The 22139-nt window shown below is 36.1% G+C and carries 20 protein-coding genes; 15 read left to right on the top strand and 5 right to left on the bottom strand.

The features are described 5' to 3' along the window. Position 1: 1 nt before the first annotated feature. Positions 2-625, bottom strand: coding sequence for a tetratricopeptide repeat protein (locus RM706_RS08675; protein WP_311350663.1), 624 nt, complete (start codon positions 623-625; stop codon positions 2-4). A gap of 99 nt (positions 626-724) precedes the next feature. Further along, the gene (locus tag RM706_RS08670) at positions 725-2884 is read right to left on the bottom strand and encodes a TonB-dependent receptor (protein WP_311350662.1); all 2160 of its coding nucleotides are present in this window, start codon (positions 2882-2884) and stop codon (positions 725-727) included. Between the two features lie 165 nt (positions 2885-3049). On the opposite strand from RM706_RS08670, the gene RM706_RS08665 reads away from it, so the two are divergent. The 13 genes from RM706_RS08665 (at position 3050) to RM706_RS08605 (ending at position 17738) form a co-directional block, all read left to right on the top strand. After that, a complete protein-coding gene (locus RM706_RS08665; RefSeq protein ID WP_311350661.1) occupies positions 3050-4351 on the top strand; it encodes a DEAD/DEAH box helicase in 1302 nt (433 codons plus the stop codon). A 130-nt stretch (positions 4352-4481) separates the two neighbouring features. Next, entirely contained in the window at positions 4482-5039 is a 558-nt protein-coding gene (locus RM706_RS08660) for an HD domain-containing protein (RefSeq protein WP_311350660.1), read from the top strand. 65 nt (positions 5040-5104) lie between these two features. Then, complete coding sequence (locus RM706_RS08655) at positions 5105-5701, top strand: Pycsar system effector family protein (RefSeq protein ID WP_311350659.1); 597 nt, start codon at positions 5105-5107, stop codon at positions 5699-5701. Between the two features lie 111 nt (positions 5702-5812). Next, a complete protein-coding gene (locus RM706_RS08650) occupies positions 5813-10183 on the top strand; it encodes an ATP-binding protein (protein WP_311350658.1) in 4371 nt (1456 codons plus the stop codon). 30 nt (positions 10184-10213) lie between these two features. Further along, positions 10214-10591: a response regulator transcription factor gene (locus RM706_RS08645; RefSeq protein ID WP_311350657.1), complete on the top strand. Its 378-nt coding sequence runs from the start codon at positions 10214-10216 to the stop codon at positions 10589-10591. A gap of 9 nt (positions 10592-10600) precedes the next feature. Further along, positions 10601-12286, top strand: a complete 1686-nt coding sequence (locus RM706_RS08640; RefSeq protein WP_311350656.1) for an adenylate/guanylate cyclase domain-containing protein — start codon at positions 10601-10603, stop codon at positions 12284-12286. A 317-nt stretch (positions 12287-12603) separates the two neighbouring features. After that, positions 12604-13107, top strand: a complete 504-nt coding sequence (locus RM706_RS08635) for a nuclear transport factor 2 family protein (RefSeq protein WP_311350655.1) — start codon at positions 12604-12606, stop codon at positions 13105-13107. A gap of 717 nt (positions 13108-13824) precedes the next feature. Then, entirely contained in the window at positions 13825-14877 is a 1053-nt protein-coding gene (locus RM706_RS08630; RefSeq protein WP_311350654.1) for a glycoside hydrolase family 113, read from the top strand. Between the two features lie 2 nt (positions 14878-14879). Further along, positions 14880-15002: a hypothetical protein gene (locus RM706_RS08625; RefSeq protein ID WP_311350653.1), complete on the top strand. Its 123-nt coding sequence runs from the start codon at positions 14880-14882 to the stop codon at positions 15000-15002. 32 nt (positions 15003-15034) lie between these two features. Further along, the gene (locus RM706_RS08620) at positions 15035-15646 is read left to right on the top strand and encodes an FMN-binding negative transcriptional regulator (protein WP_311350652.1); all 612 of its coding nucleotides are present in this window, start codon (positions 15035-15037) and stop codon (positions 15644-15646) included. Continuing rightward, positions 15643-16104: a GNAT family N-acetyltransferase gene (locus RM706_RS08615; RefSeq protein WP_311350651.1), complete on the top strand. Its 462-nt coding sequence runs from the start codon at positions 15643-15645 to the stop codon at positions 16102-16104. Before RM706_RS08620 ends, RM706_RS08615 begins: the two co-directional genes overlap by 4 nt. A gap of 137 nt (positions 16105-16241) precedes the next feature. Next, entirely contained in the window at positions 16242-16661 is a 420-nt protein-coding gene (locus RM706_RS08610; protein WP_311350650.1) for a DUF2141 domain-containing protein, read from the top strand. Between the two features lie 138 nt (positions 16662-16799). After that, the gene (locus RM706_RS08605) at positions 16800-17738 is read left to right on the top strand and encodes a LysR substrate-binding domain-containing protein (RefSeq protein WP_311350649.1); all 939 of its coding nucleotides are present in this window, start codon (positions 16800-16802) and stop codon (positions 17736-17738) included. Position 17739: 1 nt separating this feature from the next. On the opposite strand, the gene RM706_RS08600 is transcribed toward RM706_RS08605, so the two are convergent. Further along, the gene (locus RM706_RS08600; RefSeq protein ID WP_311350648.1) at positions 17740-18159 is read right to left on the bottom strand and encodes a lipocalin-like domain-containing protein; all 420 of its coding nucleotides are present in this window, start codon (positions 18157-18159) and stop codon (positions 17740-17742) included. Between the two features lie 85 nt (positions 18160-18244). Next, a complete protein-coding gene (locus RM706_RS08595) occupies positions 18245-18442 on the bottom strand; it encodes a hypothetical protein (protein WP_311350647.1) in 198 nt (65 codons plus the stop codon). 86 nt (positions 18443-18528) lie between these two features. On the opposite strand from RM706_RS08595, the gene RM706_RS08590 reads away from it, so the two are divergent. After that, positions 18529-19863, top strand: coding sequence for a D-alanyl-D-alanine carboxypeptidase (locus tag RM706_RS08590; protein ID WP_311350646.1), 1335 nt, complete (start codon positions 18529-18531; stop codon positions 19861-19863). On the opposite strand, the gene RM706_RS08585 is transcribed toward RM706_RS08590, so the two are convergent. After that, positions 19860-20453, bottom strand: a complete 594-nt coding sequence (locus RM706_RS08585) for an NUDIX domain-containing protein (protein WP_311350645.1) — start codon at positions 20451-20453, stop codon at positions 19860-19862. The two genes, RM706_RS08590 and RM706_RS08585, sit on opposite strands and share 4 nt — an antisense overlap. A 172-nt stretch (positions 20454-20625) precedes the next feature. Between RM706_RS08585 and RM706_RS08580 the strand changes: the two genes are divergently transcribed. Next, positions 20626-22137: a M81 family metallopeptidase gene (locus RM706_RS08580; protein ID WP_311350644.1), complete on the top strand. Its 1512-nt coding sequence runs from the start codon at positions 20626-20628 to the stop codon at positions 22135-22137. The last annotated feature ends 2 nt before the right edge of the window (positions 22138-22139 follow it).

Raw genomic sequence — 22139 nt, 5'->3', positions numbered from 1 at the left:
ACTATGCTTTACATTCTGCTAAAACCTGCTCCGCTCTTTCTTTACCCCAGCTTGGATAAAAAGGGATATCTGATTTAAAGGTAGCAAAAAGTTCTAAAGCTCGTTCTACATCTTTGCAATAGGGTGTAGTGTCTTTACCAAAATAACGGGCAGACCCCATATCCCATTCCGCCTTTGAAAGAATAACCCTAGGATTTTCTGGAGCTAATTGCAGTGCTTTTTGGTATAGTTGCATATTTTTTGGAGATAATGTCGGGCCATAAGTTGCACCGTCAAAAGCCATCCAGGCAGTATTGATCATAGCATCTTGCACCAGCAGCTCTGCATTATCTGGTGAAAGTCTTTTGGCGATATCTAAAAACTCTTTTGCCTTTTCTAATTGCTGTGTTAGTTTTTGTTCATCTTTCTCTCCAAATGATGCCGTAGTATTCACTACAGAAATGTAAAAATAAGGCAGCCAATTGTCATCTTCTGCCATAGCAATGCGTTCAAATAGATTGGACGCTTCTGTTATTTTTTGTTCTGACCAAAGCTGCATTGCTTTTTCCATGCCTTTTGAATATTGATCTTGGGCATTGATAAATGTAGCGGTGAAAAAAATAAGTAATAAGAAAGTGTTTTTCATGACTGTTTATTTTTGATTATTGTACAAATATGGCACGCCCATCTTGCATCATTAATTGTGTTTTACTGAACTGTTGAATTTTAAGGATGAATTGTAGTCCTAAAGATTATCCAATTGATTACTCTTATTATCAGTACTTATTGTCCAAAAGAAACCAACAAAAAAGAAACTATCTGCGGAAGGACGAACGGTCTGTCGATCAAAAATTCCATCAACATTCGGGGTATTCGCATATTGATAATTATTGATATTATTAAATCCGAGAACATTATTGACCGAGAAATAAAGAATTTTCTGTTGATCAATTAAATAAGCCCAATTAAAACTAAGATTATTGAAGGACTTGGTTTTTTCAGCCAAAAAGTCCGAGGTATTTGGGTTATCATAAGGCCGCCCTGAACCATAGTTATACGAAAGGCCAACCTGCGAACGTAATTTATCAACCCAATATTTAGTTACAATCGATAGGCTATTCTTTGGCGCGAAATTGGGAGTTGCTTGCTCTCTAAAATTTCGATAATCACGCTCTGTATCCAAATAAGAATAAGATATCCAGTAATCTAAATTTTCAATACTCTTATTATCCCGCCAAAAAATATCAAGTCCAGTAGCATATCCACCACCCAGATTATTGAACTGAGAATCAAACTGTGGCAATTCCGTATCAAATTTCACCAAATTATCATAGTCCTTATAATAAGCTTCTGCCCGAAACGTCTTTCCATTATCTAGATACTGATAATTAAAGATATAATGAGAAGTCTTTTCAGAATCCAAGGTTTGATCATATCGTAATACCTCCGTTAAAGGATTTTGATAAAAACCTCCGTAAGCTAAAGAAAATTGACCCTTCTCACTGCTCTGATAGGCTAATGAAACCCTTGGGGAAATTGTAAATTTATCGATAACCGATGTGTTCTCTACCCTCGCCCCTAACTTCATCGCGAACTTATTACTGAAAAAGACATCACTTTCTACAAAAGCCCCAAATAATTGATCATTATAAGCACTTTCAGATTGAAAACCATCCGGAGCTTCAAAAATTTCTTCATAATCAACATTGAAAAGCTCAGCTCCGAAGTATAGGTTAAAACGGCTACTAAATCCCTTCTTTACCTTAAGTTTCAAATGAGACCCTGTTTCTTTAGCATCAATTTTGTTTTCAAAAATTCCAATATCATTTGAATCCCAAGAAATACTTGCACCTGAAGTGACCGTCCAATCATTATCAAAGAAATACTTATATGAAGAATTAAAGTATAGATTATTGTTTGTTAATTGAAACCGAACAAAGTCTTCAAAATTGATGTCTTCTTGATTAATATCTAATTCGGCATGGTTAAAGCCCGTATATAATTTGAACATACTTTTATCAGCCTTATTTCTAAAAACAGCTTCACCAGAAATTGATTCATATGGACTATTCCAACTGATACCTTGAGTGGAAGGAATTAAAGCTTCATACGGAGATAAATTGATGTACTGTGTATTTATGCTTAGCGATTGGTCTCCCCATATCTCGGTATGCCCAAGTCCACCACCAACTGACATGACCTGAATATCTGTTTTTTCTTGATCTGGCGTGTCTGTTGTATTCAATAATAAAACACTAGAAAGAGCCTGTCCGTATTCAGCCGAATATCCACCTGTACTAAAGGTAATTCCCTTAAATAGAAAGGGAGAAAAACGACCCCTGGTTGGAATATTGTTAGCAGTGGCATTAAAAGGCTGAAAAACTCGCAGTCCGTCAATAAAAACCTGTGTTTCACCCGCTGCACCACCCCTAACAAACAACCTGCCATCTTCATTGACTGCAGCAGTACCTGGCAAGGTTTGTAATGCGGCAACAAAATCGCCGGCAGCACCAGCGGTAGTAACAATATCTAAAGGCTTTAAAACAGAAACCTTAGAATTATCGCCTGCTTCAAAAGTGCCCGCGGATAGGGTAACTCCTGTTAATTGATTAATCGCTTCTACCAGCTGTACATTAAGATTTTTTAGATAGGTGACATCCCCAACTTCATAATGCGGTTCATAAGAAAGCATTGAAATGACTAAGGTCTGGGTGTCAGTTTCAGTAGTTTCAAAAGAAAATTTACCATCTTCAATTGTCGAGGCACCATCATAAGTGCCCTCTAAATAGACATTAGCTCCTACTATTGGATTGTTCGATTGGTCGGTTACAGTTCCACTAATTGTGGTTTGAGCTGATGAAACCCAAATAATACTTAGAAATAGAATGGTCAAAAAGTTTTTCATGATTATCGTTTTTGCCCAGCTTGACTGCGCATTGTTCATTATTGATTAATTGATGAAGCAAATATCTGGTTGGGGCCGCAGTGAATTAAATTAGAAGTACCGAACTGTAAGTTTCTGCGACTGGATTGTAATAAATTGAATTACCTTCGCCGCTTATTACCAATTATGACATTTAAAGAACTTGGCCTGGTCGAACCTGTATTGAGAGCATTAAAAGACGAAGGATATTCCAACCCAACACCAATACAAGAAAAAGCTATTCCAATTCTACTCCGAGAAAAAGACTTATTAGGGGTTGCCCAAACTGGTACCGGTAAAACGGCAGCTTTCGGGATTCCAATTTTGCATCATCTTTATAAAGCAGGTCGACAACAGGGGAAAAGAAAAATAAAAGCCTTAGTTGTGACACCAACTCGAGAATTGGCCATTCAAATTGGGGAAAGCTTTACAGCCTATGGTAAGTATACGGGATTACGCAATACCGTAATTTTTGGTGGGGTGAAACAAGGAAAACAAGTTAACGTTCTCAGAAATGGCATTGATATCTTGATAGCTACTCCAGGTCGTCTTTTAGATTTAATGAACCAAGGCTTTATTTCACTTCATGATATCGAATATGCGGTTTTGGATGAAGCCGACCAGATGTTGGATATGGGCTTTATTCATGACATCAAAAAAATAATTGCCAAGCTCCCACAAAAACGACAATCACTGTTCTTTTCGGCGACTATGCCCAAAACTATTGTAGAGCTATCTCGAAAAATACTGGGTGATTTTGAACAGGTAACCATTAAACCACAGCAGGCAACAGCAGAACGCGTAGAACAAGGTGTTCTTTTCGTTTCAAAAACCAATAAACCCAAACTCTTGGTGCACTTGCTCCAAGACCGACTTAATGATTCCGTTTTGGTTTTTTCAAGAACCAAACACGGCGCCAATAAAATTGTAAAAAAACTAGGTCAAGCACATATTGAAGCTGCGGCCATACATGGCAACAAATCGCAGACGGCACGTCAAAAAGCTCTAGGTGCTTTCAAAGATGGAAAACTAAAAGTTTTGGTCGCCACAGATATTGCCGCAAGAGGAATTGATGTGGAAGAACTGGCTTTAGTAGTTAACTATGATTTGCCCAATGTGCCTGAAACTTATGTACACCGCATAGGCAGAACGGGACGCGCAAGTGCCAGCGGTATAGCTATTTCGTTTTGCGATGCTGAGGAACGCGCCTATTTGCGTGATATTGAAAAATTAATCAAGCAGTCTGTTCCGAGGCTAGCTAACCATCCTTTTATGGATGATGTACCAGCCGAAAGTGAACCCTTAAAACCAAAACCTAAGGGTGGCGGAAACCGAAACAACCAAAATCGGAATCATAATAGAAATAGAAACAGGAATCGTTCTAACAGATTTGGAAATTCTGGAAATAGAAGGCATAGTTCGGGCAGAAATTCAAAAAGTGATGACTAGAAAAGTCATGAACTTATTCTCCTATTAATTGTAATTTGCAGAAGAATCAGTTAATTGCCTACCAATAATGGTTGCATCATTAAAAGACAAAGAACATTATCCATCAATATGTTTGGATATTTTATCTTATATGAAAAAAAGATGGCCTTCCCACCTTACTTATCACTCGCTGAGCCATACCATAGATGTAGCTAATGTTTGTAATGATTATATCACCTATTATAACATTGACAAAGACAATGCCGACTTAATACGCATCGCAGCAATTAGTCATGATATAGGATATTTGATTTCACCAACTGATCACGAAGAATTGGGAATAAAAGAAGTAGCTCCTTTTCTCAAAAAAGTACTGAACGATAAACAAATTGAATCCATCAATGGTATGATAAGAGCTACCAAGGTACCTCAAGATCCTACCACGTTTTATGAAGAAATTTTAGCAGATGCCGATTTAGATTATTTAGGTCGCGAAGATTATGATATACATAGCGAAAAACTAAAACAAGAATTTTTATACTACAAGGTGATTAAGAATGAAGAAGATTGGCTAAAACTTCAAATAACATTTTTGCAAGGCCATAGGTACCATACCTCACTTGCCAAAAAAATTAGGCAACCTAAAAAAATAGCCAAATTAGAAGCGTTAAAAAACAAAGCAAAGCCCAATTCCAACAGCATCCACTAACTTTTTGTATATTAAGAGCTTAAAGTTTTAGAGCAACCAACCAAGTCTAAAACTGACCAAAACCTATGAAAAAATCACCCAAAACACATAAAGAGGTTAATAAACCCATTGTAGGTGCTTTAATCAAAGGCAGAAGTTCACATACTGAAGAACTGGTAGATCATTATTGGGGCAGTATCAATTATGTATTTAGCCTTATCAAAGCATCTGAAATAAAAGCAGGTCTAATACTTTCTTTTTATGGTATTTTATTAAATATTATTTATCAGAATATTGCCATGGTATTAGAAGATGAAGTCAGTAATATATTAATTTTCATGCTTTTGGGCGGTTGGGTTATATGCACGGTAATTTCTATTTATTACAGTGTACGCTGCTTTATCCCTAAAATTGAAGCTGAATATGATCGTAATATTTTCTTTTTCGGTGATATCATCTCAAAATTTGGAACCATTCGCGAGTTTTCTCAAACCTTTTACGATATCAGTTTAAAAGAAGAAGAATTATTTGATCACTTAGGGCAACAAATCTTCATCATCTCAAAAATATCGGCCTATAAATTTAAGTGCGTCAATTTAGCCATACGATTTTTAGCATTAGGGTTATTTGCATTGCTTGGAGCAAGTATAGCCTATACCTTATTAAAGTTTGTTATTGCTTAAAGAATTTTTGGCTTAACTGTTAAAATTTAAATGCTATTCACTATTTTTAAAGGGTTGAAAATAAACGTCTTCCCCTTATTTATTCTCAATGTACCAAACCAAACACGTATCATGAATAACTTTTTCTATTCTCTACTGCAACAACTTGTGGTTTTTATCCTTGTTTTTGCTCTAAGTGCTTCATTCTATTCAGTTCAGGCTCAAGAACAGGTTGGCAGACCTTTAATAACCAATTACTCCTATCAAGAGTATGAGGCTGCTCCAATAAATTGGAATGCCATAGAGGATGTTAACGGTATCATGTACTTCGCCAATATTGCTGGCGTACTTCAGTTTGATGGTGTCAACTGGAAATTAATTGAAATTCCCGGTATAGGAACCAGGAGTTTAGCCAAAGATGAAAAAGGTACAATTTATGTTGGAGGTTCAGGAGAATTGGGTTATTTATCAACTTCTAGTAATGGTGAAATAACCTATGTTTCACTTTTGGATAAAATTCCGGAAGAACATAAACCATTTGCGGATGTATGGGAAATCGATTTTTACAGGGGAAGAATCATTTTTCGAACAGAATTTAAACTTTTCTGTTGGGATGGCAAAACGATAAAAGTTGTTACCTCAGAAAATGGACTGCATGTAGGAGGTGTTATAAAAGGAACATATTATCAAAGAATATGGGATGTCGGACTTTGTACTCTCAAAGATGACGATACCTTTGAATTGGTGCCCAATGGAGAGAAATTTTCAAGCGAACGTATTTATACTATTTTACCCTATGACGACAAGTTGCTAATCGGAACTAGAAATGAAGGTTTCTATATCTATGACGGTAAAGACTTTACACCATTTAAAACAGAAATCGATGAATTTGTAAAAGGAAGTCTTTACTTACCCGGAGTAGCTCTCAATGATGGCCGTTATGTTTTTAACACCAATAGCGATGGTGCGTATTTAATAGACAAAAAAGGAAAATTGCTACAAAGATACGCCCCTTCAAATGGTTTAGGTGATGGTGCCGTAAATCATACCTATATAGACTCAAGAGGTGTTTTATGGATGTCTCTATTCAAAGGTTTGTCCAGCACAAATCTCAACTCCAGTTTAACTTTTTTAGATGCCGACGTGGGGGTTACATCGGTTGTGTATACGGTTTACCGACATAATGGTGTACTATATTTTAGCACTAATAATGGTATTTCTTACTTAGATGAAACTACGAATAGGGTTAAACCAATTGAAGGTACGTTTGGTCAAGGAAATAATTTTTTCGAGTTCAAAAACCGATTGTACAACGGCTCGAATGGTATGGGTTTTATAGAAATTAAGGATAAAACCTTTGAATACGTTCGGAAAAACATCAATTATGATTTTAGGTCCAATATATCAACTCAGTCTAAAATAGATAGTAATAGAATTTTCATAGGGCACCAACAAGGTTTAATGAGTTTATATTTCAATGAAGCTAAAAACCAGTTTGAAGAAGAATCGAATATTAACACCGTTATTCCAAATAGTTCAATACGAGAAACAAATGATGGAAACCTGTGGTTTGATACTAGGTCAGATTCGGAGGTTTTTAAAATCATACCGGAGTATATTGATGGTAAACTTGATTTAAACAAATCTGAAATGATTCGTTATGGACTTGATGATGGATTGCCTGAATCCAATATAGGGATAATTTTGGATGATGATAATCAACTTGGTGTTTTTGCATCAACTGTTGAAAAAACGTATGTTTTTGATAAAGACAGTAATCGGTTTAAAGAAGAGAAATTCTGGTTCGATACTTATATTAATTGGGAAAATCCTGGTTCAAGAACTCAACGAACAGCAGATGGTAAAGTTTGGTTCAATGCAGGTTCAGGAATCATGGTTGCTGAGAAAAACAGCAATGGAGAATATGAGGTGAACACAGACGTCTTTAAAGAACTTCAAAAGACACAGATATATACTATTTACCCAGAAGATCCCAAAGAAGATGGCTCCAGAGTTGTTTGGTTGTCAGGTCCTGATGGTGTTTTTAGATATGAGGGAAAACTGAATAAGCCAGATATTCCAGATTTTCATGTGGACGTTAGAAGTTTTAGTATTGGTGGGGATTCCTTAGTATATGAGGGGAATATAGACTTTCCGAAAGACTTAAAAATAACTTTTGACAAAAATACTGTTAACATTGGGTATGCTGCACCACTTTACATTGGTCAAAAAGAAATACAATATAGGACTCAATTAATGGGTCTAGACGACAAATGGTCGGAGTGGGGTTCACAAACCTCTAGAGAATACATTAACCTTCCGGCGGGCAGCTATGAATTTAAGGTTAAGGCGAAGAATGTTTATGGAGATGTTTCTGAAGAGGCTCTAGTCTCCTTTGCCATAGTACCACCGTGGTATAAAATGTGGTGGGCTTATGCCCTATATGCGCTAGGTATTTTAGGGTTCATCTACTTTTCGGTCAAAGCACGAACCAAAATTCTGTTAAACCAACAAAAAGTGTTAGAGGATACTGTTGAAGAGCGCACAGCCCAGGCAAATCAACGTTTAACTGAGCTAGCGACAGTTAATGAAGTAAGTAAAGCCCTCAACGACAAATTAGAGCTTGATGAATTGATACAGTTGGTGGGCAATCAAATGAAAGATGTCTTTAAATCAGACATTACTTACCTCGCAGTTTTAGATGAAAAAGCCAATATGATCAACTTTCCCTATCAAGATGGTGATGATATGCCTCCATTTAAATTAGGCGAAGGCTTAACTTCTAAAATCATTCAAACGGGTGAGCCATTATTAATTAATAAGGATACAGACATTGCTGCTGAGTATTCTAAAAGCGGAATTGAACAAACAGGTAAGCAAGCGATATCTTATTTAGGGGTTCCCATTCCCGTAGAAAATACTGTAATAGGGGTTTTAAGTGTTCAAAGTACAGAACAAGAAAGTAGGTTCAATGATAATGATAAAAAACTTTTGAATACTATTGCGATTAACGTTGGGGTTGCCCTGCACAATGCAGAGCTGTATGAAGAAGCCAAAATAGCCAAGGCAAAAGCTGAAGATGCCAACGAAGCTAAAAGTGCCTTTTTGTCGACAGTAAGTCATGAGTTGCGTACGCCACTGACCTCAGTTTTGGGCTTTGCAAAAATCATTCGTAAACGTTTAGAAGATAAAATCTTTCCGGCAGTTACCGTTGAAGACCAAAAAATAAAGCGCACGATGAAACAGGTTAGTGAAAACTTAAATGTGGTGGTTTCAGAAGGTGAGCGCTTAACGACTTTAATCAATGATGTACTTGACTTAGCCAAAATTGAATCGGGTAGAATGGAATGGAACTTAAAGCCCGTATTCTTACAAGATGTTATTAGCAGAGCGGTATCGGCAACTTCCTCCCTATTTGAACAAAAGAGCCTTAGTTTAAAAAAGAATGTTCCTGAAAACCTGCCATTGATAAGTGGTGATGAAGATAAATTGATTCAGGTGGTCATTAATCTACTATCGAATTCGGTCAAATTCACAGATAAAGGCAGCGTTTCTATTGAGGCCTATGAAGATAAGGGGCAATTAATCGTCGAAGTTCAAGATACCGGCATTGGTATTGCAGAAGAAGATAAGCACAAGATTTTTGAACGTTTTAGACAAGCTGGCGATACCCTTACGGACAAACCCCAAGGCACGGGCTTGGGTCTTCCTATTTGTAGGGAAATTATCGAACATCATGGTGGAATCATATGGATGAATAGCGAGCCAAATGTTGGAAGCACGTTCTTTGTTTCTATTCCAACCATTGGCGACAATAAAGAACAGCCTATTGAGTTAGAACGTATTTTGAAAAGTCTGAAAAAACAGATTAAACATTCTTCGCATAAAACTCTTGAAGATGTGCCAACCATTCTAGTAGTTGATGATGATACTCCAATTAGGTCATTATTGCGACAAGAATTGACAGATGCCGGTTATCAAGTGAAAGAAGCTGCAAACGGAAAAGCTGCTTTGGATATGGTGCGAATTGCAAAACCAGATTTGATCATCTTAGATGTCATGATGCCTGAAATCAATGGTTTTGATGTTGCCGCAGTGCTTAAAAATGATCCTGCGACTATGGATATACCCATCATTATACTTTCTATTGTTCAAGATAAAGAACGAGGTTTTCGAATAGGGGTTGATCGTTATCTTACAAAACCCATAGATACCGAAAAACTTTTTCATGAAGTAGAGGATCTTTTAGAACAAGGGGTATCTAAAAAAAGAGTTTTGGTTGTTGATGAAGATGCATCCGCAGTAAAATCATTAACCGATGTATTGACAGCTAGAGGTTATAAGGTAATGGAAGCAAATCCTGATAATCTTTTGGAAACCGCATCTGAAATAAAGCCAGATATCATTATGCTAAACTCCATTCACAAACAAGACGAAAACACCATCAAGAAACTCAAGTTTCAAAAGGGTATGGAAAACGTCATGTTCTTTGTTTATCAATAAAAATCCCACTAACTAAATCAACAAAATCAAATGGATAAAAAATTGCTGATAGTAGACGACGAGGCCCATATACGCATGTTAATTGAACAAACACTGGAAGACCTTGAAGACGAAGGTGTCGAACTACTTTTCGCTGAAAATGGCGAAGAAGCGTTAAATATCATACAGAAAAAAAAACCTAATTTAGTTTTTTTAGATGTAATGATGCCTAAAATGAACGGCATGGAGGTTTGTCAAAAAGTAAAAAAAGAACTCCATTTAGATGAAGTTTATATTATTCTGTTAACCGCTAAAGGACAAGAAGTAGATCGACAAAAAGGATTGGACATGGGCGCAAATAAGTACATGACCAAACCCTTTGATCCAGATGAAATGCTATCCATTGCAGAAGGTATCTTAAAAAACTAGTACTAATAAATGAATAGCAAAACCTCTTTTAAAGCTCTCAGGCAAATTTTGCAACGTGATGCGACTACAAAAGCTTTGATAGAAGATTTGAGTAAGAAAATCGAGGCGGCTTTTTGTATTGAAGCAAATAATGAAACAATTCTTTGGGGCAACAAGGGTTCTTTTAAATCTACAATTGATTTAGAGCATGAAAATGAAATTTTAGCTACATTTCACTATAATGAATCGAGAGCCCTTAGCATATTTGAAACAATTAAAATTTTGTTTCAAAAAGAATGGGAGAAGAAAAAGATTGGGAAAGAGGTTCTTGGCCTTTATCGTGAAATCAATATGATTTACGGATTGAGCGAGATGATTTCTGAAAAAATTGATGCCACATCTATCGCAGAAGTTGCATTAAATGAAGCAACTCAAATTATTAATACGACACATGGGTTGTTTTTAATGTATGATGCTGAAACAGATAATGTTGTTCAAATTGCACAGTTTGGAGACAATCCCAGCAGCCAAGAAAATATTAACAAACAAAAAGAGGTATTAAAAGAGCTTATTAAAAGGGGTACATCTGCAATTGTACCTACTGAAAGGGTTTCTAAAAACCCAGCTCTAAGTCATTTAAAAACAGTAATGTATGCCCCCTTAAAGGTCAAACACCGCACCTTGGGAATGGTCATTCTTGGTCATGAAGACGAAATAGAATATACCGCGGCGGAGCTAAAATTATTAACCACAATTGCCTTACAGTCATCTTCTGCAATAGAAAGTGCCCATTTATACCAAAAAGGGCTCCAAGAGGTTCAAGCTAGAGAAGAAGCCATTCGCAAAATTCATGATGCTAGCCAAAAATTTGTTCCTTCCGAATTTATCAAATCTCTTGGTAAAGCTCAAATCACCGAAGTGGTTTTAGGAGATTTAGCAGAAAAAGAAGTGACCGTAGTTTTCGCTGATATACGAGACTTCACCACTATATCAGAAAACCTTGACCCAAAAGACAATTTTTTATTTGTAAACGGCTTTAACAACCGCATGGGTCCTATCATTCGAAAAAATGGCGGTTTCATTATGCAATATTTAGGTGACGGTTTTATGGCCTTGTTCCCTGAAGGACCTCAAGGAGCATTAAATGCTTCTGTAGAGATGCATCAAGTACTTCATGACTACAACCAAGAGCGTGCCGCTAAAAAACGATTGCCAGTAAAAATTGGGATTGGAATGCAAAATGGAAAGCTGATTATGGGCATAACAGGGGATACCAATCGGTTAGATGCCGCAATTATATCTGACACCGTGAATACTGCTTCTAGAATTGAAGGACTTTCAAAACATTATGGAGCTTCAATCCTACTGACGGATAGCTGTAAAGCAAAATTGAAGAGTCCTGAACATTTTAATTTTAGATATCTAGGCGCCGTAATGGTCAAAGGAAAGCAAAAACCCATTGACCTGTACGAATGTATCAATGGAGATTCTCCCAAACTATTGTCACATAAGTTGGATACGAGTGCAACCTTTCAAAAAGGTTTGGACCTGTATTTGAATAAAGAATTCGCCATGGCAGCAGTAACTTTCCAAAGAATTTTTAAACTGAACAAACAAGACGCGACGGCCAAGCTTTTCTTGAATAAATCTGCACATTTGATTACTCAAGAATTGGGAGAAGATTGGAAGGGAATCCATTCCATGTCCACAAAATAAACCACGATCAACACTAAAGACGAGTAACTCTTTTGCTTTGGTCTAAAAGGCTTTTTCAATTACTATTTTAGGGGTGAATAGCCGTCAAATCTTCCTTTAAATAGTATTATTTTACATTTAATAATGCATTTAAACCATTTATAATCAGTTTTTTAGTACCTTACTAGTGTAGACGAAAATAACGCTACACACATTTCAGCTTGTTCCCCATTTTTAAGAGTAACTAAATTACTTGCATCTGCAGATTGATTATATGTAGTTGGCTTGGCAAGTGCACTATTCCAATTAGAATATTAACCAATAAATATAATCAACAGATGAAAAAAGTAATTTTTGCACTATTATTAGTGCCATTTTTTAATGCACAGGCACAGACCTCTACACTCGAATTCGACAACGCTGAAATTGCGCAAAACCTTATTACTGAATATGTAAAAGCATTGCAAAACGGCGACGCGGATACCATGAATGCACAATTGTCAGATAACGCTATGATTTACAATCTTGGTGGGGCTCCAGATTCCATGAATGTAAAGCAACACCATGACTATTACAAAAACAGTATAGCAAATTTCAAACATGAGATTTCAAGGGACCTCTATCTACCTGTGAAAGTTACAGATAGCTGGAATGAAGGTGAATGGGTGCTTTCTTGGGGTACAAATACCATAACCAATAAAAACAGTGGCAATCAGACCCCAATCCCCTACCATACGGCATCTATGGTTGCTGATGGAAAAATAATTGCGATTTATTATTTCTACGACGTAATGAATGTTATGGAAAATCAAGGATACAAGCTTGTCCCTCCTTCCGAATAAAGTAAATAAGGTACGTTATGTTGCTTTGACAGCATGTTAAGGGTGGCTAGACAATTATTAATTGTTCATCTCTGTTTTAGAATGTTCCAATAAAATTTTGGTTTAGTTACCCTTATTCTATTTATTACGATACATAGTTTGCATTTTGCCACACGAAAATGATTTTAATATTATCGGCATATTCTGAGATTAGTTACAAGAAAACGAACTTAAAAAGCAAGCTGGTAGTGTGAAAGAAAGAGTCGAGAACTCGAAAATGAACTTGCCTAGACTAAAATCCTTCTAAAAAAACATTTCAAGCTCTAGAAGAGCACCTGAATAAAGATATTGATGGTAATGGAAAGACGAGCTGAAAGTTAATTTCAGTATATTTAGTAATCCATGCATCAATCATCAATCAAAAAAGAAATCCGCAACATACTCATTGTTTACTTGTTCACCTGGTTGCTTGTTTTCATAGCGGTCACAGGGAGAATAGCGATAGGAAAAAGAACTTTCTCCGAAGCTGCCAATCTATTTTTTGAATTCTTATCAAACACAGGCTTTCTTATTGCTATTCATATACTCTTTGGAATCTTTTTGCTTCTATTTTTAATTACAAGGTATTTCGTCAGGGTATATAAGAAAAGGGGTATAAAAAAACTTATCAAACAACTTTTTTATAGATTAATTACACCCACTATATGCTTTTTTATCCTTTTCAAAAGTATCATCTATGTGAATGCAAACGAGAACTATAATTTCTCATGGGATGATACTTTGATGAATGCTGACCTCATCTCCAACGATTTCTATAAACTAGATCAAATGCATCGAGGAATGAGTGTTTTTGGTTGGGATAGCACAACCAATGATGCCGCTATTGACTCCCTTATAAAAGCTAATATCGAGTGGGTTGCCGTAATTCCGTTTATCGACCAAGAAGATGAAACTTCAAAAACAGTACGCCGGCCTATTCAAGCTAATGCTGAATGGTCATCAAGGGATTCCACTTTTATCGAAACTATTAAAACAATACACAAAAAAGGGCTTCATGTTCAGTTAAAACCGCACTTATGGACTTTTGAAGGATGGCGTGCAAACCTCAATTTAGATTCAGATGTGGAATGGGATACTTGGTTTGATTCTTATGAGGCGTATATACTTTACTATGCTCGAATGGCAGAATTGACCAATGCGGAATTATTTTGTATTGGTACCGAGCTTAAAACATCCATTAAAAGGCAACCTAAAAGATGGATAGCTTTAATCAAAAAAGTAAGAAATATATATTCTGGAAAATTGACCTATGCGGCCAATTGGCATGATGAATATGAATTTATAAAATTCTGGAATGAACTGGATTTCATTGGGATTCAAGCTTATTTTCCGCTCACAAAAAATAAAAATCCAGATTTAGAAACCATTGAAAAAGGATGGCCAAAACATATTACCAAACTTGAAAAGCTTTATCAGACCTATAAAAAACCTATTTTATTCACTGAAATTGGTTACAAAAGTGACGCTAGGGCAACAATCAAACCATGGGAGTGGGGTTCTTACCTCAGTGTGTTATCAGAAAAAAAATCAGACAGAACACAACGATTGGCCTATGAGGCTTTCTTTAAACAACTATGGCATAAAAACTGGTTTGCTGGAGCTTATTTTTGGCAATGGCATACATATAGTGAAATTGGGGATGCTGACCTAAATTTAGATTTTTCACCTCGATTTAAACCAGCTGAGAACACCATGGCCAAATGGTATGGAAAACTTGCTGAAAAAGAATAACGATGAATACTATAAATATTATCACCTTAGTTGCTATAATTCTTTTTGCCAGACTTGGGGTACGGTTATACACGAGATATCAGAAGCAGAAAGAAGAAGATGATGATGACCATAAAATTGTTTAAGAAAATTAGACCACAATAAATTAAAAACTAAAATGTATATCCCTCACTACTATAAAAACGAAAACCTTGAGGAAGTCAAGGAGTTTATCAAGCAAAATAGTTTTGGTGTTTTGGTTAATCAAGTTGATGGCAAACCTTGGGCAACCCACATTCCCTTAGAACTTGATACTGATGAAAAGGGAAATGCTATTTTGATAAGCCATATTTCAAAGGCGAATCCGCAATGGAAATTCTTTGAAAACCATCCTGAAGTACTCTGTATTTTTAATGGCCCCCATTCATATATTTCCTCATCATGGTATAAAGAAGAAGAGGTGCCCACTTGGGATTATATTGCAGTACATGTTTATGGAAAGCTAGCTGTTTTAGACGAAGAAGCGGTAATGCAATCCCTACACAAATTGGTTGCTAAGTATGAAGTAAATTCAAAAAATCCAATTTCACTAAATGATATGTCACCCAAAACATTGCGTCAGGTAAAAGGTGTGGTGGGATTCAAAATTGAAATATCAGACATCCAAGCAGCCTACAAACTGTCTCAGACCAGACCAGAAGACCATGCCAAAATCATTTCAGAACTAAAAGATAAAAATAATCCCGGGAGTGTTGCAATAGCCTCTGAAATTTCTAAATTCAAAAAATGATTGAAATCGTTGCATATCATGACCATTTTAAAGATGCTTTTAAGGCTTTAAATCAATGGTGGATTGAAAAGTATTTTAAAATGGAAAAAATGGACTATCAATCACTTGACCATCCGAAGGAATATATTTTGGATAAGGGCGGTCATATTCTCTTTGCATTATTAAATAAAGAACCAGTAGGTGTCTGTGCACTTATACCTACATCCCTTCAAGGGTATGATTATGAGTTGGCAAAAATGGGCGTTTCCCCTAAAGCTCAAGGAAAAGGTATTGGTCTTCTATTAGGTCAAGCTATACTCGAAAAGGCAAAATCTTCTGGAGCCAAAAAAATTTATTTGGAAAGTAGTACAGTTTTAGGACCTGCTATTTTTCTTTATAAAAAACTTGGCTTTAAAGAAGTACTTGGAATACCAAGTCCCTATTCGCGCTGTAATATTCAAATGGAGCTGGAACTATAAGTATTGCTTCTCTACACACATCAAAATTTCTCCTATATACAATTCGGCATTCAAAATTTACAGTTCGGTAGACTTACTTTTTATTTTGTCAAATCTCATTGCACTTTTGAATCATCATTAACAATTAAACAAAAATCATGATGAAAAAAGCAGCACTTATTTTAGGAATATTCTTAATTGGTTTCACAGCACAAGCACAGGAGGAAACCGTAACTGTAAAAGTGACCATTGAAAATGTATTGAACGACAATGGTACTATTCTAGCATCATTGCATAGTAATGATACTTTTATGAAAGGCACTGGTATTATTGACTTAGTTGACAAGGCAAAAAAAGGTTCGGTTACAATGACCTTTGAGGATGTGAAACCCGGCACCTATGCTATAATGGTATTACATGACGAAAACGATAACATGCGTATGGACTTTGATGCAGATGGAAGACCAAAAGAAAGCTATGGAATGTCAGGTAATGCTATGGTAATGGGACCTCCAACATTTAATGATGCTAAGTTTGAAGTAACTAAAGAAGACTTAGAGTTCAATATCAGGTTTTAGAAAAACATCAGTCAATCAATTAATATGCCCCATGTTTTCATGGGGTTTTTTATTATATATAAGATTTACCAATCTAAACTGGTAAAAATCATCGATTATTCTGATGGTTTTGTAACTTTATATTTCAAATTTTATTTAATGACAATAACACAATTACAATACGTTCTCGCAGTTGCTGAATATCAAAATTTTACATTAGCTGCTGAAAAAAGTTTTGTAACTCAGCCAACATTAAGCATGCAAGTTCAAAAATTGGAAGATGAACTTGATATATTAATTTTTGACCGAAGCAAAAAGCCTATTTCAATTACCGAAGTTGGTAAAAAGATTGTTGCGCAGGCAAAAAACATTGTTGCCGAAGCGGGTCGTATTAAAGATATTGTAGATCAAGATAAGGGTTTTATTGGAGGTGATTTTACATTGGGCATCATACCTACCGTAATGCCAACCCTCCTGCCAATGTTTCTATCTACTTTTATCAAAAAATACCCCAAAGTAAATCTTATCATCAAAGAACAACCGACCAATACCTTGATTAAGAATATTCAAGATGGTCATTTAGATGCAGCTATAGCCGCTACCCCTTTAGAAGTAGAATTTATCAAAGAACGACCTCTGTATTACGAGCCTTTTGTTGGTTATATTCCTAATAATCATAGACTTGCAAATAATAAAGAAATTTCGACAGCGGATTTAGACATTAGCGATGTTCTTCTTTTACAAGATGGCCACTGTTTTAGGGATGGAGTCATTAATCTTTGTAAATCTCCAAAAAACCAATCTGATGAGCATTTCAAGATTGAGAGTGGTAGTTTTGAAACCTTGGTGAATCTTTCTAATGAAGGAATGGGTATGACACTATTACCCTTCTTGAACACTTTAGAACTAGATGATAGTAAAAAACAAAATCTAAGGCATTTTGAAAAGCCCTCACCAGCAAGGGAAATTAGTTTAATTTATCACAAAAGCGAACTTAAGATACAGATTACCGAAGCACTTAAAGAAGTTATCTCTGGGGTTGTCAGAGGAGCAATTGCTTTTCAAGATGTTCAAATAATTAGCCCATTGAGCAAATAAGTTAATCTAACTTTATATAGCGATATAAACAACCTTCAATACAAAGTATGGGGCCAGATGGAGATAAGACCATTTCGTTTTCGCGCATAGTGACAATATAACTAGACTCCTCTTCAATTTCTCCATTTTGAGGGCTTATTATTAAACTATCTTCATTATAAACAAATGTTCCCTCGCTAATTATATGCTGATTATTGGAAACCAAGCGATATGTTGAATTTAATTCAAAACTAAAAATGGGGCCATCACTTATTTCTTGAAAATCATCCGGTAAAGGTCCTCCTATACTTACTTTACTTCCATTAAGTTGCCAATTACCCAATATTAATCGGAACTCTAAGGGGGCATCATCAATGGTTATTTTTTCTTCTTCAGTACAGGCCAAAGCCAATAAACTGAAACATATAACCAATAATCTCATAGCCTCTTTTTTAGGCAAGATGCAAAGTTATATGGAAAGTTGCGGGAAGAACAAAAATTAAATCCCGCCTTTTGGGCGGGATTGGTTATGCTTTTAAATACAATAGACTGTGATGTAATTCTGGCTTATCATTAATAAACTGTTGTAACCAGACTTTGAGTTCCTCAATTTCATCGGGCAAAAGCCTTGAAACTGCCTTTTTAACTTCTTTTGCGAATAATCTCGCATCAAAACTAACTTTTTGCAATACAGTTTTAGTGTACTCCAACATAGCTCTAGCCATATGTCAAATACTATTTATTGGGTTAATAGGTTGTTTACTAAGTTACTCAGAAAAAGTATATCTTGTTTAAATCAAAGCGTTAAAAATTGGATAATTCCGTGTTAAATTCTATAAAAAGCACCTCTCAAGGCCTTTTAAATCAATTGCTTAACCCTAATTTGGTTTTAGTGCTATTTATGTCTAGTGTTTTGTTTAGCTGTTCCACTACAAGAGTTAGAAGCGTTAAAAGGCAAGTAAGCACTGCTCTCAATAGTAAGTTTTACAACAACCAATTTACGGGAGTTTTAGTGGTCGACCACCTAAAAAAAGATACGCTAATTTGTATTAATAGTGATAAGTATTTCACCCCCGCCAGTAATGTGAAAATCTTTACACTATATTCGGGGCTACAACTGATTCCTAATAAAATACCAAGTCTTAAATACCTTGTCCAAAACGACACTTTGTATTTTGAAGGCACAGGCGACCCAAGCTGGCTTCACCCTTATTTTCAAGATAGTACCGCATTAGAATTTTTAGAGGGATTTAAAAACCTTGCTTTTTCAGTCGAAAATTATAGGGATACTAAGTTTGGACCTGGTTGGGCCTGGGAAGATTATGAGTTTTACTTTTCTCCTGAGCGTGGTTCGATTCCTACGTATGGAAATGTTATAAAGTTATTTGAGAAAGACTCCTTAGTTATTTCTCCAAACTTTTTTAAAAATTCAATTCATAGAAAAAAGCGTGAAAATCTTCGAGATTTAGCCGAAAACAAATTCTTCATTCCTGAAAATTTAAAAGACACTTTGGAAATTCCTTTTAAGACATCTAAGGAATTTACCAAAACAATACTCCAAAATCAGTTAGCAAAGAAACTGCGCTACATAGCTAATTTTCCGAAAGGTGAAAAAACGGTTTTGTATGGAATTGAAACTGATTCCATCTACAAAAGAATGTTATATGAAAGTGATAACTTTTTGGCAGAGCAATTGATGCTGGTAGCTACTTCTACCCTATCAGATACCTTAAATTTTAAAACCTCGCGAGATTACATTTTGCAAAGCACTCTTTCGGGTTTAAAACAACCTCCAAGATGGGCAGATGGCTCTGGGTTATCTCGTTACAACTTATTTACACCTGAATCATTTGTGCAGGTCTTAACACTGCTTAAAGAAGAGATAAATGAACAACGTTTATTTCACCTTTTTCCGAGCTGGAATGCCTCTGGTACTATTACTAAATCTAAAAATGTAAACGAAATTCCATTTATTTACGCAAAATCTGGTGGCATGGGTAATGTGTATAATTTGAGTGGTTACCTAAAAACAAAATCTGATAGGATTTTGATTTTTAGCTTTATGAATAATCACTTTAGAAGTCCAAGTAGAGAAGTGCGTCAAAATATGTACACTATTTTAAAAAAGATACATGATGCGTATTAAGGGAGGCAATCAAATAATTGTTGAATTTGAGCCCATTGTAAGAGCATAATGGTTTTAGCATCCTTTATTTGACCATTAGTCATCATCTGCAAAGCATCTTCAAAAGTCATTTCTAACACTTCAATATTCTCAGTTTCATCATCTGCGCCGCCACCCTCACTTACTTTCATTTTAGATTCATACTCTCCAATAAAAAAGTATAAAATTTCGGTAACGGAACCTGGTGACATATAAGATTCGAAAACCTTTTGGACCTTCTCAATTTGGTAACCTGTTTCCTCTTCTACCTCCATTTTAATAGTCTCTTCGGCATTCCCTTTTTCTAAGATTCCAGCACAAGCTTCTATCATCATCCCATCTTCATTACCATTGACATATGTTGGCATTCGAAACTGACGGGTTAAAACCACAGTTCTTTTTCCCTTGTTATAAAGTAAAATGACCGCTCCATTACCGCGGTCATATGCTTCTCTATGTTGAATTTCCCAAGTACCGTCTTCTTTCAGGTATTCAAAGCTATACTTGTTTAAGGTATACCAATTATCAGACAGCAATTCTTTTTTAATATTTCTGAGCTTATCGTTTTTCAATTCCTTTGCTTTGTGGTTTTAAAATTTAAAGTTACCTATTTCTTGTATTTTCAGGTGCAGTAATCAATACTTTGCATGCGAAGCGGTAATTAGTACCTTTAAACAAACTTCTTATTGCAACTATATCATGGCCAAAAAAGCTAGCATTTTTATTTTAGTTATTTCTTTATTAATGGCATGTACCCCAAATGCCAAAGAAAAAAGACTCCCCCGCATTGCAATTGCCGGTATTGGTATTGAATCGAGTACTTTTTCACCTGCAAGAACCCATGAAGAAGCTTTTCATGCTAGAATTGGAGATTCTATTTTTGGGCGCTACTCCTTTTTTAATGAAGATACCGATTTGAGAAAACGAGCAGATTGGGTTCCTACTTTATTGGGTAAAGCGCTTCCTGGTGGTACCGTCACTAAAGAAGCTTATGAATCAATGGTACGTAAAACCTTAAAAATGCTCAAAGAAAGTGGACCATATGACGGGCTTTGGTTTGACATTCACGGAGCAATGAGTGTCGAAGGGCTCATAGATGCAGAGGGAGACTTAATCAACCGAATAAGAGAAGTAGTTGGTACGGACGTTTTAATATCTACTTCGATGGATTTGCATGGTAATGTATCAGAAAAACTGGCAAGGCATAGTGATTTAATAACCTGCTATAGAATGGCACCTCATGAGGATGCCTTAGAATCTAAAGAACGTTCAATTACGAATTTGCTAGACCGTTTAGAGAGTAGTAAAGGAAAACCAAAATACAAAGCCTGGATACCTGTACCCATTCTTTTACCTGGCGAAAAAACCAGTACACGCATAGAGCCTGGGAAAAGTCTTTATGCTGAGATACCCGCAATTGAAGCCGAAGAAGGCGTTATTGATGCTGCAATTTGGATTGGATATGCTTGGGCCGACGAACCACGAAATCATGCCGTAGTGATGGTTACCGGAGATGACAAAGAACAGGTTACTCAAGGTGCTGAAAAATTAGCGCAAAGCTTTTGGAATGTCAGAAGCGAATTTGAATTCGTAGCACCTACCACCTCTTTTGAAGAGAGCATGCAAATGGCTTTAAAAAGTGATAAGCAACCCTTCATTGTAAGTGATATGGGTGACAATCCAACCGCAGGAGGAGCTGGTGATGTTACATGGACCCTGAGAGAAATATTATCAAAAGAAGAATTTAAAAATGAAGATGGACCATCATTGATCTATGCCTCAATACCTGGTCCAGAATTAATTACAGAAGCTTTAAAAGTTGGTGTTGGGGGAAAAGTAAAGGCTATGGCCGGTGCAATGGTCGATGATAGGTTCGCGCCTCCTCTAGAGTTAGAAGGTATTGTGACCGCAATAAAGAATGGAGATCGAGATGCAGAGACCGAAGTAGTGGTCAAAACAGGCAATGTTAACGTTATTGTTACTAAAAAAAGAAAACCATACCACCATGAAAGTGATTTTACAGACTTAGATTTAAGCCCAAAAACAACGGATATATTAGTGGTTAAAATTGGTTATTTAGTACCTGAGTTATATGACTTACGAGGTGGATGGGTTATGGCGCTTACACCTGGCGGCGTGGACCAAGACTTGAACCGCTTAGGTCATAAAAATATTAAAAGGCCTATGTTTCCTATAGATTCTGATATGAAGAACCCTGATTTGAGCGCTAGGTTGATACCATTATCAAATGAATGATT

The sequence above is a fragment of the Croceitalea rosinachiae genome (assembly GCF_031846445.1).
In the GTDB taxonomy this organism is placed as follows: domain Bacteria; phylum Bacteroidota; class Bacteroidia; order Flavobacteriales; family Flavobacteriaceae; genus Croceitalea; species Croceitalea rosinachiae.
This window is presented reverse-complemented; position numbering and strand designations above follow the sequence as displayed.